The organism is Pseudomonas sp. PAMC 26793 (assembly GCF_000313235.1).
Taxonomy (GTDB): domain Bacteria; phylum Pseudomonadota; class Gammaproteobacteria; order Pseudomonadales; family Pseudomonadaceae; genus Aquipseudomonas; species Aquipseudomonas yamanorum.
This window is the reverse complement of the sequence record NZ_AMXG01000045.1, coordinates 1-15,175: the sequence shown is the minus strand read 5'-3', so window position 1 is coordinate 15,175 and position 15,175 is coordinate 1. Positions and strand designations below refer to the sequence as shown.

The 15,175-nt window shown below is 62.0% G+C and carries 14 protein-coding genes and 1 riboswitch; of the genes, 11 read left to right on the top strand and 3 right to left on the bottom strand.

Annotated features, from left to right (window positions below; all coding sequences use genetic code 11):
• Positions 1–8: 8 nt before the first annotated feature.
• Both purN and purM read right to left on the bottom strand, forming a co-directional pair.
• The gene (gene purN, locus D109_RS0124050; protein WP_017479128.1) at positions 9–659 is read right to left on the bottom strand and encodes a phosphoribosylglycinamide formyltransferase; all 651 of its coding nucleotides are present in this window, start codon (positions 657–659) and stop codon (positions 9–11) included.
• A complete protein-coding gene (gene purM / locus D109_RS0124045) occupies positions 659–1,717 on the bottom strand; it encodes a phosphoribosylformylglycinamidine cyclo-ligase (protein WP_017479127.1) in 1,059 nt (352 codons plus the stop codon). The genes purN and purM overlap by 1 nt, the downstream gene beginning before the upstream one ends.
• Positions 1,718–2,076: 359 nt before the next feature.
• On the opposite strand from purM, the gene D109_RS0124040 reads away from it, so the two are divergent.
• The 5 genes from D109_RS0124040 (at position 2,077) to D109_RS0124020 (ending at position 6,693) form a co-directional block, all read left to right on the top strand.
• Positions 2,077–3,117, top strand: a complete 1,041-nt coding sequence (locus tag D109_RS0124040) for a DUF2066 domain-containing protein (RefSeq protein WP_017479126.1) — start codon at positions 2,077–2,079, stop codon at positions 3,115–3,117.
• Positions 3,118–3,167: 50 nt separating this feature from the next.
• The gene (locus tag D109_RS0124035) at positions 3,168–4,241 is read left to right on the top strand and encodes an AI-2E family transporter (RefSeq protein ID WP_017479125.1); all 1,074 of its coding nucleotides are present in this window, start codon (positions 3,168–3,170) and stop codon (positions 4,239–4,241) included.
• A gap of 217 nt (positions 4,242–4,458) precedes the next feature.
• Positions 4,459–5,163 carry a DnaA regulatory inactivator Hda gene (hda, locus tag D109_RS0124030; RefSeq protein WP_017479124.1) on the top strand — a complete coding sequence of 235 codons (705 nt, stop codon included), beginning with the start codon at positions 4,459–4,461 and terminating at the stop codon, positions 5,161–5,163.
• Positions 5,164–5,376: 213 nt separating this feature from the next.
• Complete coding sequence (locus D109_RS0124025; protein ID WP_003210748.1) at positions 5,377–6,006, top strand: C40 family peptidase; 630 nt, start codon at positions 5,377–5,379, stop codon at positions 6,004–6,006.
• A 144-nt stretch (positions 6,007–6,150) separates the two neighbouring features.
• Complete coding sequence (locus D109_RS0124020) at positions 6,151–6,693, top strand: C40 family peptidase (RefSeq protein ID WP_003210749.1); 543 nt, start codon at positions 6,151–6,153, stop codon at positions 6,691–6,693.
• Between the two features lie 133 nt (positions 6,694–6,826).
• Here D109_RS0124020 and D109_RS0124015 read toward each other — a convergent pair whose 3' ends face one another.
• A complete protein-coding gene (locus D109_RS0124015; RefSeq protein ID WP_017479123.1) occupies positions 6,827–8,140 on the bottom strand; it encodes a sorbosone dehydrogenase family protein in 1,314 nt (437 codons plus the stop codon).
• 98 nt (positions 8,141–8,238) lie between these two features.
• Positions 8,239–8,476: riboswitch (cobalamin riboswitch) on the top strand.
• A gap of 79 nt (positions 8,477–8,555) precedes the next feature.
• Here D109_RS0124015 and cobO point away from each other — a divergent pair.
• From cobO to D109_RS0123985, 6 genes are read left to right on the top strand one after another with little or no spacing between them, the layout of a single operon-like run.
• Complete coding sequence (cobO, locus tag D109_RS0124010; protein WP_017479122.1) at positions 8,556–9,167, top strand: cob(I)yrinic acid a,c-diamide adenosyltransferase; 612 nt, start codon at positions 8,556–8,558, stop codon at positions 9,165–9,167.
• Positions 9,164–10,555 (top strand): cobyrinate a,c-diamide synthase, encoded by a 1,392-nt coding sequence (locus D109_RS0124005; RefSeq protein WP_026078191.1) that lies wholly within the window; start codon positions 9,164–9,166, stop codon positions 10,553–10,555. Before cobO ends, D109_RS0124005 begins: the two co-directional genes overlap by 4 nt.
• Positions 10,552–11,202 carry a 5,6-dimethylbenzimidazole synthase gene (gene bluB, locus D109_RS0124000; protein ID WP_017479120.1) on the top strand — a complete coding sequence of 217 codons (651 nt, stop codon included), beginning with the start codon at positions 10,552–10,554 and terminating at the stop codon, positions 11,200–11,202. The genes D109_RS0124005 and bluB overlap by 4 nt, the downstream gene beginning before the upstream one ends.
• A complete protein-coding gene (gene cbiB, locus D109_RS0123995) occupies positions 11,199–12,107 on the top strand; it encodes an adenosylcobinamide-phosphate synthase CbiB (RefSeq protein WP_017479119.1) in 909 nt (302 codons plus the stop codon). The genes bluB and cbiB overlap by 4 nt, the downstream gene beginning before the upstream one ends.
• Positions 12,100–13,089, top strand: a complete 990-nt coding sequence (gene cobD, locus D109_RS0123990; RefSeq protein ID WP_017479118.1) for a threonine-phosphate decarboxylase CobD — start codon at positions 12,100–12,102, stop codon at positions 13,087–13,089. Before cbiB ends, cobD begins: the two co-directional genes overlap by 8 nt.
• Positions 13,086–14,537 (top strand): cobyric acid synthase, encoded by a 1,452-nt coding sequence (locus tag D109_RS0123985; protein ID WP_017479117.1) that lies wholly within the window; start codon positions 13,086–13,088, stop codon positions 14,535–14,537. The genes cobD and D109_RS0123985 overlap by 4 nt, the downstream gene beginning before the upstream one ends.
• The last annotated feature ends 638 nt before the right edge of the window (positions 14,538–15,175 follow it).

Genomic DNA, 15,175 nt, shown 5'->3' with positions numbered 1-15,175 from the left:
AAAGTCTCCTAGGTTCGAATCAAGTGGCCGCTGGCCGCAAGTAACTGACCGTCCAATAATGCACCGTGGTCGCCAAGAATCAACCGCCCCTCAGCGAACCAGCGAACAGCCAGCGGGTAAATCCTGTGTTCCTGGGTGTGAACCCGTTGCGCAAGCGTCTGCGCAGAGTCCGCAGACTCTACCGGAACTACTGCCTGTACGACCAGAGGCCCGCCATCGAGTTCCTCGGTAACAAAGTGCACGCTGCAGCCGTGCTCGGTGTCGCCGGCCTCCAGGGCACGCTGGTGGGTGTGTAACCCTTTGTATTTGGGCAGCAGGGACGGGTGGATATTCAGCAGTCGCCCGTTGTAGTGGCGCACGAAGTCAGCGCTGAGAATGCGCATGAAGCCGGCCAGTACCACGAGTTTGGGGTTGAAGGCGTCGATCAGTTCGATCAAGGCGCTGTCGAAGGCCTCGCGACCTTCGAAGGCCTTGTGATCCAGGGAGCGGGTGTCGATACCCGCGTCCCTGGCGCGTTGCAGGCCGTAGGCGTCGCTGCGGTTGGAGATCACCGCAGCGATGCGTACCGGGCTGTCGCCGGTACGCGTGCTATCGATCAGGGCCTGCAAGTTACTGCCGGTGCCGGAGAGCAGCACCACGACATCACAGGTTGCAGGCATCAGTGCGCCTTAAGGTTCTTCAGTTCAACCTGAGCCGCGCCTTCAGGAGCGGTGGCGATCTGACCGATGACCCAAGGCTGCTCGCCGGCTTCACGCAAGACGTTCAGCGCGGTTTCAACGTGCTCTTGAGCCACGCAGATGACCATGCCCACGCCGCAGTTCAGCACGCGGTGCATCTCGCTTTCGTTGACGTTGCCTTTCTCTTGCAGCCAGTCGAAGACTGCCGGGCGCTGCCAGCTGGCCACGTCGACAATCGCCTGGGCGCCTTTAGGCAGTACGCGCGGGATGTTGTCCAGCAGGCCGCCACCGGTGATGTGGGCCATGGCCTTGACTGCGCCGGTGTCCTTGATCAGCTTGAGCAGCGGCTTCACGTAGATACGGGTCGGGGCCATCAGCAGGTCGGTCAAAGGCTTGCCGTCGAGCTGGATGGTTTCGATATCGGCGCCGGACACTTCGATGATCTTGCGGATCAGCGAGTAGCCGTTGGAGTGCGGGCCGGACGATGGCAGGGCCAGCAGGGCGTCACCGGCGGCGACTTTGGAGCCGTCGATGATTTCGGATTTTTCGACAACGCCGACGCAGAAACCGGCCAGGTCGTAGTCTTCGCCTTCGTACATGCCTGGCATTTCAGCGGTTTCGCCGCCGACCAGGGAGCAGCCGGACAGTTCGCAGCCAGCGCCAATGCCGGTAACCACTTGGGTCGCGGTCTCGACGTTGAGCTTGCCGGTGGCGTAGTAGTCAAGGAAGAACAGTGGCTCGGCGCCGCACACCACCAGATCGTTCACACACATGGCAACCAGGTCGATGCCGATGCTGTCGTGCTTGTTCAGGTTCAGTGCCAGGCGCAGCTTGGTGCCCACACCGTCGGTGCCGGAGACCAATACAGGCTGCTTGTAGCCGGCCGGGATCTCGCAGAGGGCGCCAAAACCGCCCAGGCCGCCCATGACTTCGGGGCGCGCAGTGCGCTTGGCGACGCTCTTGATGCGTTCGACCAATGCTTCACCGGCGTCGATGTCTACACCGGCGTCCTTGTAGCTCAGGGAGGGTTGCTTGCTCATGATCCAGGCCTTTAGGGGGGATTCAGGGGTAACGACCGAATGCGGCGGGTATACCGAAACCTGAAGTTTCAGCATGGCCTGCCATTGACGGTCTGCGAAGGCGCGCGATTTTATCAGGCTTGAGGGGCAGCGGCCATCCTCGGGCCGACGGGCAGGGGCAATAGCTGTTAAAAAATTGCTAATCGAGTCGGTCACGGGCCGTATTAAGGTATAGCCTTTAACTCGCTATCGTTATGACAGTACAAAAACTTACCGAGACCCTGTGAATGTTTTGCCGGTCGCTGTGGTCACAGCCTTGCTCAACAGTGTTCACGCGGTCTGTTCCAACCGCTTATTTTGCCGTTCGGGAATCTTCTTTCATGGGTCTGAGTAAATATTTTTTTGTGGGCTGTTTGTCGTTGGTCAGCCTGGCGAGTCATGCCGAAACCCTCAATGGCCTCTATCAAGTGCTGGAGCCAGTCAGCAGCCAGTCTCCCCAGGAGCGTGACCAGGCTACCCAGCGTGCCCTGCAAACCCTGGTGATCCGCCTGACCGGCGACGCCAAGGCCGCCGATGGCCCAGGCCTGGCGGCCATTCGCAAGGACCCGCAACAGATCATCAGCCAGTACGGCTACGACGCAGGCCCTCCGGAAAGCCTGCAGGTGGATTTCGACCCCGTCAGTACCGATCGCGCCCTGCGTGGCGCAGGCCTGGCGCTGTGGGGCAGCAATCGGCCGTCGATCCTCGGTTGGTGGCTGAACGACTCCGTCGACGGCAGCAGCCTGGTAGGCGATGGCCAAGCCATCGCCCAGCCGTTGCGCCGCGCGGCCCAGCACCGTGGGTTGCCTTTGCGCCTGCCGTTGGGTGATTTGGACGAACAAATCGTCGCCACCGCTCCGAATCTTGAAAGCCCCGACGCCACGCCACTGCGTGCCGCGTCCGAACGTTATGGCGCCGACGCCTTGCTGGCGGTGCATGCCCGCGAAGACGGTGGCCAATGGTCGGCCAAGTGGCGCCTGTGGTTGGGCGATAAAAGTGAGCAGGGCACCGCCACCGGTACTGACACCGCCACGCTGGCCGACGCCGTGCTGCTGGCTGTCAGCGAACGCCTGGCCCCGCGCTTTGCGGTCAAGGCCGGCGCTGCCACCAGCGATCAGTTGCTGGAAGTGCAGGGCATGAACCTGGAACATTACGCCGCCCTGGGTCACCTGCTGGAGCCGTTCGGTGCCCAGCCGGTGCGGGTGGATGGCACTCGCATCGTCTATCGTGTAAATGGCAGCGCCGAGCAGTTGCGCACCCAGTTGAGCCTGGCCAAGTTGCAAGAAATCCCGGCGGGTGAAGCGCCGGCTCCGCAGCCGGTGGTGGAAGGTGCACAACCGGCGCCGGTCGAGCCGACGCCGCAACTACGTTTTCATTGGTAAACCTTCCTTCTTATATAGAAGCAGGAAGCAAATAACAGAGGGAAGGGTTTATGGCGGATACGCGTCGTTGGGTGTGGATTGGCGGGGTCGTCCTGCTGTGCGTTTTTGTGTTCCTGCTGCATTCGATCCTGACGCCGTTTCTGGTCGCGTTGCTGCTGGCCTATCTGTTCGATCCCGTGGTGGATCGCCTGGAAAAGATCGGCCTGTCACGTACCTGGGGAGTGGTGGCGGTGTTTGCGTTGTTCACTTTGATCATCACGGCGCTGGTGCTGGTGCTGGTGCCGATGCTGGCCAAGCAGTTGTTCAAGCTCTATGAACTGGCGCCGCAGATGCTCGACTGGCTGCAACACACGGCCATGCCGTGGGCGCAGGCCAAGTTGGGGCTGGCAGATGGCTTCTGGAAGTTCGACAAGGTCAAGGCCGCCATCAGTGAGCACATGGGCCAGACCACTGACATCGTCGGCGTGGTGTTGAGCCAGGCCACGGCTTCAAGCCTGGCGCTGATCGGCTGGCTGACCAACCTCGTGCTGATCCCGGTCGTGGCGTTCTACCTGCTGCGGGACTGGGACATCATGATGGCCAAGATCCGCGGCCTGCTGCCACGCGACCGTGAGGAGCGCATCGTCTCCCTGGCCGAGGAGTGTCATGAGGTGCTTGGCGCCTTCGTTCGTGGCCAGTTGCTGGTGATGCTGGCGCTGGGGATCATCTATGCGGCGGGGCTGATGGCTATTGGTCTGGAGCTGGGGCTGTTGATCGGCCTGATCGCCGGGCTGGCGGCCATCGTGCCGTATATGGGTTTTGTGATTGGTATCGGTGCGGCGCTGGTGGCCGGGCTGTTCCAGTTCCACGGCGACCTGTACCCGATGCTTGGGATTGTCGCGGTGTTCATGGTCGGCCAGGCCCTGGAAGGCATGGTGCTGACGCCGTTGCTGGTGGGTGACCGGATCGGTCTGCACCCGGTGGCAGTGATCTTTGCGATCCTGGCGGGCGGCGAGCTGTTCGGCTTCACCGGGATCCTGCTGGCGCTGCCGGTGGCGGCGGTGATCATGGTGTTGGTGCGCCATGTGCACGACCTGTACAAGGACTCGGACATGTACTCCGGGGTCGACGAACCGGAGTTGTAACCGCAGTATCACAAACCCGGCTCAAGGCCGGGTTTGTCTTTTATGGGCTCTGGCGTTTCGCCATTGCGTCAAACAATCTTCACCAAATCCAACAAGTTAACGCAAACCTTTGATTTTGCTTGTGGTCTGCTGCATTGTGCGCCCGGCGTCACGGGTATAAACTTTGCAAACTTTACACAGAGGTCACTAACGGTTCGATTGGAACCGTTCAGTCAGCATGAAACCGATTCAGCTGCCCCTAGGTGTGCGTCTGCGTGACGACGCCACCTTTATCAATTACTACCCAGGCGCCAATGCCGCTGCACTCGGCTATGTCGAGCGGCTCTGCGAAGCCGACGCCGGGTGGACCGAAAGCCTGATCTACCTCTGGGGCAAGGACGGCGTGGGGCGTACCCACTTGTTACAGGCCGCTTGCCTGCGCTTCGAACAGATGGGTGAACCGGCGGTGTACCTGCCGCTGGCGGAGCTGCTGGATCGCGGTATCGAGATCCTCGACAACCTTGAACAATACGAACTGGTGTGCCTGGATGATTTGCAGGCGGTAGCGGGGCGGGCGGATTGGGAAGAGGCGCTGTTCCATCTGTTCAACCGTTTGCGGGACAGTGGTCGGCGTTTGTTGATTGCCGCGTCCACCTCTCCACGTGAGCTGCCGGTGAACCTGGCGGACTTGAAGTCACGGCTGACCCTGGCGTTGATTTTCCAGATGCGCCCATTGTCCGACGAAGACAAATTGCGTGCCCTGCAACTGCGTGCTTCCCGCCGTGGATTGCACCTGACGGATGAAGTCGGGCATTTTATCCTCACCCGTGGCACCCGCAGCATGAGTGCACTGTTCGACTTGCTCGAACAGCTCGATCAGGCCTCCTTGCAGGCCCAGCGCAAGCTGACCATTCCCTTCCTGAAGGAAACCCTCGGCTGGTAGCCAGCCCTTTAAAATCGCGGTTTTCGGCAAATTCCAGGCGCCAGAAATCCTGCGTTTTGGCCGTTTTGGCCACGCAAATGGGGTCCATGGGGTGTTAAGGGCTTAGATGTCATCGTTCAAACAAGAAGTCACATAGATCACGATTGAATTTGCAAATGGATGTGATAGAAGGCATAGTCTCGGCTTCTTTACACATCAGCCACGGTCGTGCCCATGCTAAATCGCTTCGCACCCCTCGTGCCTCTCGCACTCGTTACCCTGTTGTTTGGTTGCGCCACCCACACTCAAAACGTGGCTGAGCAGCAAAAACCAGTACAGCAGTCCCAGGCAAAATTCGTTGCGTCGCAGTCTTCCACTGTTTATCAGGAAGAGATCGCAACTGAAAAAGAACTCGCCGACTTCGCCGGCGCCAAGCCTTACCAGCTTCCAGTTCTGGCCGACAGCATTCTCGAACGCGGCATGTCCCTGATCGGTACCCGTTACCGTTTCGGCGGTACCTCTGAAGCCGGTTTCGACTGCAGCGGTTTCATCGGCTACCTGTTCCGCGAGGAAGCTGGCATGAATCTGCCGCGCTCCACCCGCGAAATGATCAACGTGGATGCACCGTTGGTCGCACGAAACAACCTCAAGCCCGGTGATCTGCTTTTCTTTAGTACGGCTGGCCGTGGTCGCGTCAGTCACGCCGGTATCTACCTCGGCGACAACCAGTTTATCCACTCCAGCAGCCGCCGCAGCGGTGGTGTGCGAGTCGACAACCTGGGCGACAGCTACTGGAGCAAAACCTTCATCGAAGCCAAGCGCGCCCTGGCGATGGCCCCGACTACCGTTACCGCTAGCAAGTAAAGTTAAAGTGATACTTGAAGTTTGACGTGTAAGCGCTAGAATCCCTGGACATTGTTGTAAATTGATCGCGCGAGCTTTGCTTGCGCGTTCTGTTTTTCAACGTTCGGCAGCGAAAGCCGCATCCAGATCAGGATTGTTCTGCCCATGTCGACCTCGGCCCGCCTAATTCTTCTTGTTTGCGCCGCGCTCCTCAGCGCCTGCGCAAGCCGTCCTCCGCCGGCTCCCGTGGCCGTCAAGCCCAAGCCGGTGTTCAATACCTACGCCACCCAAAGTTTCTCGCCTGCGGCCGAAGACGTGCTTTTTCGTGCGCTGGGCCTGGTCGGCACGCCTTATCGTTGGGGCGGCAACACGCCGGACTCGGGGTTTGATTGCAGTGGCTTGATCGGTTTCGTCTACCGTGACGCGGCAGGCATCTCTCTGCCACGCACCACTCGCGAGCTGATCGTGATGCGCGCCCAGGACGTGAGCGAAAACAACCTGCAGACCGGCGACCTGATCTTCTTCGCCACCGGCGGCGGCTCGCAGGTCAGCCACGCCGGGATCTACGTAGGTGAAGGCCGCTTTGTGCATGCGCCGCAAACCGGCGGTACGGTGAAGCTGGACACATTGTCCAAGGCCTATTGGCAGAACGCCTACCTGAGCGCCAAGCGCGTGTTGCCGGCCGAGCACCTGGCACGAAACCCCTAGGAAAACACGAAACCAAATGTGGGAGCGGGCTTGCTCGCGAATGCAGTGTGTCAGTCACCTAATTGTCGGCTGATCCACCGTATTCGCGAGCAAGCCCGCTCCCACATTTGTTTTGCGGTGTTTGCGAAGTTGGCTATTTAGCCGCCGACACTCGCCACACCTTATTCCCCACGTCATCCGCCACCAGCAAATCCCCCTGCTTGTCGATCACCACACCGACCGGACGGCCCATGGCTTTCTCATCGCTGTTGAGGAAGCCGGTCAGCACATCCACCGGCTGGCCTTTCGGTTTGCCGCCTTCAAACGGCACGAAGATCACCTTGTAGCCACTGTGGGGCTTGCGGTTCCACGAACCATGTTGGCCGATAAACGCGCCATGGCTGAACTGCGCCGGTAACTTGCTGCCCTCGGCAAAGGTCAGTCCCAAGGAGGCTGTGTGCGGACCCACCGCGTAGTCCGGTGCAATCGTCTTGGCCACCAGCTCCGGGTTCTGCGGATTCACGCGCCCATCCACGTGCTGCCCGTAGTAACTGAATGGCCAGCCATAGAAGGCGCCATCCTTGACCGAGGTGATGTAGTCCGGCACCAGGTCGCTGCCGATTTCATCCCGCTCGTTGACTGCCGTCCATAGCTTGCCGCTTTGCGGTTCCCAGGCCATGCCGTTGGGGTTGCGCAGGCCGGAGGCGAAGATGCGGTGCTGGCCGGTGGCGCGGTCCACTTCCCAGATCGCGGCGCGGCCTTGCTCCGCTTCCAGGCCGTTTTCCCCCACGTTGCTGTTGGAGCCTACGCTGACGTACAGCTTGCTGCCGTCCTTGCTGGCGATCACGTTCTTGGTCCAGTGATGGTTAATGCTGCCGCCTGGCAGGTCGGTGACGGTGGTGCCGGCGTCCTTGATCGAGGTTTCCCCTGGCTGATAAGGGAAGCGCAGCAATTTGTCCGAATCGGCCACATACAGGTCGTTGCCCACCAGTGTCATGCCGAACGGCGAGTTCAGGTTCTCCAGGAACACCGTGCGGGTTTCGGCCACACCGTCGTGGTCGGCGTCCCGCAGCAGGGTGATGCGGTTCGGGCTGGGCACGGCGGCCCCGGCACGGCCCATGACTTTTTCCATCACCCAGCCACGAATGCCCTTGGCATCGTCTGGCTTGGGCGGTGCGTTGGTTTCCGCCACCAGTACATCGCCATTGGGCAGTACGTACAGCCAGCGCGGGTGATCCAGGCCTTCGGCAAACGCGGCCACCTGGGTGCCTGCCGCTGGGGTCGGCTTGGCGCCTTCGGGCCAGCCGATGGCCGGGGCGATGTTTACCGTGGGGATCAGGGTTTTATTCGGTTCCGGCAGCTTGGGCGAGGGCCCGGTGCCGTCGGACACTTGCAGGGTAGAGCTTTCGCCACAGGCGGCGAGGGTGCCGGCGACCATGATCAGTAGGGCAAGTCGGGTCTTGTGCATGGTTTTCTCCTTAATACCTGTAGGGTAGAGGCGTGTAGCGGCTCGATGGTTCACGCGCATGTCCGGCTTTAATTGACGCTCCACCCCCAACCCACTAACCTTCGCGGCTTGTTTCAGGTGCTCTGTGGCGTACGCGCCGACTGAGTGAAACAGGGAAGCCGGTGAGTGAGCGCATTTTTCTACAGTGCCGCCACGATCCCGGCGCTGCCCCCGCAACGGTAAATGAGTCAAGACGGTGCCTTAAGCCACTGTATCGCCCGCGATATGGGAAGGCGCACCCTCGGCATCCAATGCCACTCATGAGCCCGGAGACCGGCCTGATCCATCCAACAGCATCACGGTGGGCGATGCTTGGCTGTCTGTATGTGTCTTTTTCCTGCCCGCCGTTTTTGTCCAGCCCCAACGGAGAGCTGCCATGACTGAATCCCCCGATCGTGACGAACGCCACCTGGCGCGCATGCTGCGCAAAAAAGCCGTGATTGATGAGCGCATTGCCAATTCACCGAACGAGTGCGGGTTGCTGCTGGTGCTCACCGGCAACGGCAAAGGCAAGAGCAGTTCTGCTTTTGGCATGCTGGCGCGGGCCATGGGCCACGGCATGCAGTGCGGCGTGGTGCAGTTCATCAAGGGCCGCAACAGCACCGGCGAAGAACTGTTCTTCCGCCGTTTCCCCGAGCAGGTGCGCTTCCACGTAATGGGCGAAGGTTTTACCTGGGAAACCCAGGACCGTGCGCGCGACATCGTGGCCGCCGAAGCCGCCTGGGCGGTCTCCCGGGAAATGCTGCAGAACCCGGCCATCGGCCTGGTGGTGCTGGATGAGCTGAACATCGCCCTCAAGCACGGCTATCTTGACCTGGACCAGGTACTCAGCGACCTGCAGGCCCGCCCGCCGATGCAACACGTGCTGGTCACCGGCCGTGGCGCGAAATCTGAATTGATCGAAATGGCCGACACCGTGACGGAAATGGGCATGCTCAAGCATGCGTTCCAGGCCGGTATCAAGGCACAGAAAGGCATCGAACTTTGAATCAGCCCCGTCACTGTCCTGCTGTGCTGATCGCCGCGCCGGCGTCCGGCCAGGGCAAAACCACCGTCACCGCCGCTCTCGCCCGTTTGCACCGCAACCTGGGGCGTAAGGTGCGGGTGTTCAAATGCGGCCCGGACTTTCTGGACCCGATGATCCACGAGCGCGCCAGTGGTGCGCCGGTCTATCAGTTGGACATGTGGATGGTGGGCGAGCAGGAAAGTCGCCGGTTGCTGTGGGAAGCGGCGGGGGAAGCCGACCTGATCCTGATCGAAGGCGTGATGGGCCTGTTCGACGGCACGCCCTCCAGCGCCGACCTGGCGCGGCACTTTGGTGTGCCGGTACTGGCGGTGATCGACGGCACGGCCATGGCCCAGACCTTCGGCGCCCTGGCATTGGGCCTGGCGCGTTACCAGCCGGACCTGCCGTTTGCCGGCGTACTGGCCAACCGTGTCGGCACGCTGCGCCATGCGCAACTGCTTGAAGGCAGCCTCACCGAAGGCCTGCGCTGGTACGGCGCACTGTCCCGAGACACCGGCATCGAGTTGCCCAGCCGCCACCTCGGCCTGGTGCAGGCCAGTGAACTGAACGACCTCGACTTGCGCCTCGACGCCGCCGCCCAAGCCTTGGGCAGCAGCTGTGAGGTAGCGCTGCCACCGCCGGTGGAGTTCGCCGCACCCGAGGTGATCGAGACTGAGCCGTTACTGGCCGGCGTACGCATCGCCGTGGCCCGTGACGAAGCCTTCGCCTTTACCTATGGCGCCAGCCTCGACCTGCTGCGGGCGATGGGCGCCGAACTGTGCTTCTTCTCGCCGATTCGTGACCGCGCATTGCCCGAAGCTGACAGCCTCTACCTGCCCGGCGGTTACCCGGAACTGCATCACCAGGCGCTGTCGGAAAATACCGCGATGCTGGACGCCATCCGCGCCCATCACGCTGCCGGTAAGCCGCTGCTGGCCGAATGCGGCGGCATGCTCTATCTGCTGGATTCGCTCACCGATGTCGACGGTACCCGTGCCGAACTGGTGGGCCTGCTCCAGGGCGATGCCGTGATGCAAAAGCGCCTGGCGGCACTGGCGCTGCAAAACGTCGAACTGCCCGAAGGCCTGTTGCGCGGCCACACCTACCATCATTCGTTGACCAGCACCGAGTGGCAGCCGATTGCCCGGGGCCTGAGCCCTAATGGAGGGCGCGGCGCCGAGGCGGTTTATCGTCAGGGCCGGATGACGGCTTCCTACGTACACTTTTACTTCCCGTCCAACCCGACGGCGGTGGCTGCCTTGTTTGCGCCAAGCCTTGAGGCCGCCATCGCAGGCAAGCCTGCTCCCACACTTGACCGAGTTGAAACGCCATCTACGGTGGGAGCGGGCTTGCCCGCGATGAGGCCATGACTGACAACGCCTTTCCGGAAGCCGATCGCGAAGCCGTCTACCGCGCCATCGCCGAGCGCCGCGACATGCGCCACTTCAGCGGCGGCGCCGTCGCGCCTGAATTGCTCCACCGCCTGCTGCAAGCCGCCCACCAGGCGCCCAGCGTCGGGTTGATGCAGCCCTGGCGTTTTATCCGCATCAGCGACCGCAACCTGCGCGGCCAGATCCAGCAGTTGGTGGAAGAAGAACGGGTACGCACCGCCGAGGCCCTTGGCGAGCGCTCCGACCAGTTCATGAAGCTCAAGGTCGAAGGCATCAACGACTGCGCCGAAGTACTGGTGGCGGCGTTGATGGACGATCGCGAACGGCATATCTTCGGGCGCCGCACCATGCCGGAAATGGACATGGCGTCGTTGTCCTGTGCGATCCAGAATCTATGGCTGGCAGCCCGCGTCGAAGGGCTGGGCATGGGCTGGGTCTCGCTGTTCGAGCCCCAGGCCCTGGCCGACCTGCTGGGCCTGCCGCCCGGCGCCAAGCCGCTGGCTGTGTTGTGCCTGGGCCCGGTGACCGAGTTCTACCCGGCACCGATGTTGCAGCTCGAAGGCTGGACCGAACCACGGCCACTGAGTGACATGCTGTATGAGAATGTTTGGGGAGTGAGTCAATGAGTGTGGCCTTGCTGAGTGTCGCTGCGGTGGCGCTGGATGCGCTGTTGGGCGAGCCCAGGCGCTGGCATCCGCTGGTGGCGTTCGGCAATTTTGCCGGGCGCATCGAGCAGCGTTTCAACTCCGGCGGCCGTGGCTGGCGCAGCCATGGCGTCACTGCCTGGGTGATCGCGGTGGTGCCGCTGACCCTGTTGGCCACGGCCCTCTCGTGGGCGCCTTACATCGGTTGGGTCCTGGAAATCCTTGCGTTGTATTGCGCCCTCGGCATGCGCAGCCTCGGCGAACACGTGCTGCCGGTGGCGCAAGCGCTGCGCAGCGATGACCTGGACGAAGCGCGCAAACGCGTCAGCTACCTGGTCAGTCGCCAGACCAGCGAGCTGGACCGCACTGAAGTTGCCCGTGCGGCCACCGAATCGGTGCTGGAAAACGGCAGCGATGCGGTATTTGCGGCGCTGTTCTGGTTTGTGGTCGCTGGCGTGCCCGGCGTGGTGCTCTATCGTCTGAGCAACACCCTGGATGCCATGTGGGGCTATCGCAATGAACGCTTTGAGCGTTTCGGCTGGGCTGCGGCCAAGATCGACGATGTGCTCAACTACATTCCGGCGCGCCTGGTGGCGTTGACCTACGCGCTGCTGGGCAAAAGCCGCCTGGCCCTCAAATGCTGGCGCACCCAGGGCCCGACCTGGGACAGCCCCAATGCTGGCCCTGTGATGGCGGCGGGGGCTGGCGCCCTTGGGGTGGAGCTGGGTGGCGCGGCGATTTATCACGGCGAGCTGCACCAGCGCCCGCAACTGGGCGAAGGGCCGCCCGCGGATGCGGACTCCATCGAGCGCGGCTGGCAACTGGTGCAGCGCGGCGTGTGGCTGTGGTTGCTGATCCTGTGTGTGGGGGCTGAGTTTTATGCTTGAGCACGGTGGCCGCTTGCGCAAGGCGGCGTTGAATTACGGTATTGCAGAGGCCGATTGGCTGGACCTGTCCAGTGGCCTGGCGCCATGGCCGTTTCCGATCCCGGACATCCCGCTGCGGGCCTGGGCGCGCCTGCCTGAAACCGATGACGGCCTGGAACAGGCCGCCTGCGAATATTACGGCGCGACCCACGTACTGCCCGTGGCCGGCTCCCAGGCCGCGATCCAGTTATTGCCGCGCCTGCGCCGGACGGGCAAGGTTGGTGTGCTGTCGCCGTGTTACGCCGAACACGCCGAAGCCTGGCGTCGCGCCGGGTACATCGTGCGCGAAGTACTGGAGCAGGAAGTCGACTTCTTCCTCGAGAGCCTCGACGTGCTGGTGGTGGTCAACCCCAACAATCCCACCGGCCTGAGCCTGACGCCGCAACGCCTGCTGGACTGGCATGCACGCTTGGCCCAGCGCGGTGGCTGGCTGGTGGTGGATGAAGCCTTTATGGACATCACCCCGCAGTTGAGCCTGGCAAGCCAGGCCCATCAAGTCGGCCTGATCGTGCTGCGCTCGTTCGGCAAGTTCTTCGGCCTGGCTGGCGTGCGGCTGGGTTTCGTACTGGCTGAGCGCAATCTGCTCAAGCTGCTCGCCGAACAGGTGGGGCCGTGGGCCGTCAGCGGGCCGACGCGGGTGCTTGGGCAAGTCTGCCTGCGCGATACCGTCGGCCATGCGCAACAGCGGCTGCGTTGCGAGTCGGCCAGCCAGCGTCTGTTTGACCTGCTTGAACGCCATGGCTTGCGACCTCAGGGCGGCTGCGGGTTGTTTCAGTGGATGATCACGGACCGCGCAGAACAGCTGCATGAATTCATGGCTCAGCGCGGTATTTTGCTGCGCCTGTTTGTCGACAACAGCAGCTTGCGTTTCGGCCTGCCGGATACCGAGGCCGACTGGTTACGGCTGGAACAGGCGCTGAGCGCCTACAGGGAAGCCTCATGAGTACCTTGATGGTGCAGGGCACCACATCCGACGCGGGCAAAAGTACGTTGGTGACCGCGCTGTGTCGCTGGCTGGTGCGCCAGGGCATCCCGGTGGTGCCCTTCAAGCCGCAGAACATGGCACTCAACAGCGCCGTGACTCCCGAAGGCGGGGAAATCGGCCGAGCCCAGGCGGTGCAGGCCCAGGCCGCGAACCTGGCGCCCCACACCGACATGAACCCGGTGCTGCTCAAGCCCAACAGCGACACAGGCTCCCAAGTGATTATCCACGGGCGCGCCGTGACCACCATGAACGCCGTGGCTTATCACGATTACAAAGCCATCGCGATGCAGGCGGTGCTGGCCTCTCATGCGCGGTTGAGTGCGGCGTATCCGGTGGTGATGGTCGAGGGCGCGGGTTCGCCGGCCGAGATCAACCTGCGGGCGAATGACATTGCCAACATGGGCTTTGCCGAAGCGGTGGACTGCCCGGTGCTGCTGATTGCCGACATCAATCGCGGCGGGGTGTTTGCGCACTTGGTGGGCACGCTGGAATTGTTGTCACCCACCGAACAGGCGCGGGTCAAAGGCTTCATCATCAATCGCTTTCGCGGCGATATCGCGCTGTTGCAGCCGGGGCTGGATTGGCTGGAGGCGCGTACGGGCAAGCCGGTGGTGGGGGTGCTGCCGTATGTGATGGATCTGCATCTGGAGGCGGAGGACGGTATCGACCAGCGCCAGATCGACAAGGCGGCGCAAGTGCTCAAGGTGGTGGTGCCGGTATTGCCGCGGATCAGTAATCACACGGATTTTGATCCGTTGCGGTTGCATCCGCAGGTGGATTTGCAGTTTGTGGGGCCGGGGCAGGCGATTCCTGCGGCGGACCTGATTATTTTGCCGGGCTCGAAGAGTGTGCGCAGTGATTTGGCGTATTTGCGGGCCAACGGGTGGGACACGGCGGTGGCGCGGCATCTGCGTTATGGCGGGAAGGTGCTGGGGATTTGTGGTGGGTTGCAGATGCTTGGGGAGCAGGTGCATGACCCGCTCGGGTTGGAAGGGCCTTGCGGGTCGAGTGCGGGGTTGGGGTTGTTGGCGTTCAGTACGACCCTGGAGGAGGAGAAGCAGCTGCGTAATGTGCGCGGGCGGTTGTTGCTGGAGGATGCCGAGGTGAGTGGGTATGAGATCCACGCGGGCGTTACCAGTGGCGCTGGTTTGGTGCGGGCTGCGGTGCAGTTGGACGATGGGCGTCGGGATGGGGCTCAGAGTGAGGATGGGCAGATTTTTGGGACCTATTTGCATGGGTTGTTTGAGGCTCCGGCGGCCTGTAGTGCTTTGTTGCGTTGGGCCGGGTTGGAAGATGTGCAAGAGGTGGATTATCACGGGTTGCGGGAGCGGGATATTGAGCGGTTGGCGGATTTGGTAGAGCGGCATTTGGATACGGGGTTGTTGCGTTCGTTGTGTGGGGTTTGAGTTGTTTGTAATGGACGGTGTACATATCCGTTGCTGCGGTAACGGCCGCTTAGGGTTCCGCTCTTACAGCGGGTCACTTTTGGCAAACGCCCCAAAAGTAACCAAAAGGTCTTTGCCCCACCACTCGGTGCCTCGCCTAGGCTCGGCATGCCCGCCCCCCGGCCCGATTCCGCGGGCCGCCGCGACGGGCCATCCATGGCCCGGCGCGGCTAAATCGGCATCCCTGCCGATTTACCCGCTCCACCGTGCCTACTTGCGGCCATCGTGGTTACGGGGCCCGAGATCAAAATCAAAAGCAGATCAAAAGCAGAGCACAGCGGCCTACCGGCCGGCTTGAGTGTTAAAAGCCAGATCAAAAGCCAGAGCGAAAACAGAGCTGCTTTTCTGTGGGAGCTGGCTTGCCTGCGATGCAGACACCTCGGTGCATCAGGTGTACCCAGTTGATGCTATCGCAGGCAAGCCAGCTCCCACATTTGACCGTGCCCGCTTTAGCTTTTGATTTTGCTTCTAAACACTCAAGCCGGCCGGGAGGCCGCTGTGCTCTTGCTTTTGATTTTGATCTTGATCTTAGGCGCCCCGTTAAACCACGCTGGCCGAACGCAGGCTTTGGAGCGTGGGTAACCCGGCAGGACGCCGGG

Bases quoted from the DNA above. Each gene is read 5' to 3' on its own strand.
- D109_RS0124025 (WP_003210748.1), top strand. From the start codon at position 5,377: ATGCTAAATCGCTTCGCACCCCTCGTGCCTCTCGCACTCGTTACCCTG.
- D109_RS0124040 (WP_017479126.1), top strand. From the start codon at position 2,077: ATGGGTCTGAGTAAATATTTTTTTGTGGGCTGTTTGTCGTTGGTCAGC.
- purN (WP_017479128.1), bottom strand. From the start codon at position 659: ATGCCTGCAACCTGTGATGTCGTGGTGCTGCTCTCCGGCACCGGCAGT.
- hda (WP_017479124.1), top strand. From the start codon at position 4,459: ATGAAACCGATTCAGCTGCCCCTAGGTGTGCGTCTGCGTGACGACGCC.
- D109_RS0124020 (WP_003210749.1), top strand. From the start codon at position 6,151: ATGTCGACCTCGGCCCGCCTAATTCTTCTTGTTTGCGCCGCGCTCCTC.
- D109_RS0123985 (WP_017479117.1), top strand. From the start codon at position 13,086: ATGAGTACCTTGATGGTGCAGGGCACCACATCCGACGCGGGCAAAAGT.
- purM (WP_017479127.1), bottom strand. From the start codon at position 1,717: ATGAGCAAGCAACCCTCCCTGAGCTACAAGGACGCCGGTGTAGACATC.
- D109_RS0124035 (WP_017479125.1), top strand. From the start codon at position 3,168: ATGGCGGATACGCGTCGTTGGGTGTGGATTGGCGGGGTCGTCCTGCTG.
- D109_RS0124015 (WP_017479123.1), bottom strand. From the start codon at position 8,140: ATGCACAAGACCCGACTTGCCCTACTGATCATGGTCGCCGGCACCCTC.
- cobO (WP_017479122.1), top strand. From the start codon at position 8,556: ATGACTGAATCCCCCGATCGTGACGAACGCCACCTGGCGCGCATGCTG.
- bluB (WP_017479120.1), top strand. From the start codon at position 10,552: ATGACTGACAACGCCTTTCCGGAAGCCGATCGCGAAGCCGTCTACCGC.
- cbiB (WP_017479119.1), top strand. From the start codon at position 11,199: ATGAGTGTGGCCTTGCTGAGTGTCGCTGCGGTGGCGCTGGATGCGCTG.
- cobD (WP_017479118.1), top strand. From the start codon at position 12,100: ATGCTTGAGCACGGTGGCCGCTTGCGCAAGGCGGCGTTGAATTACGGT.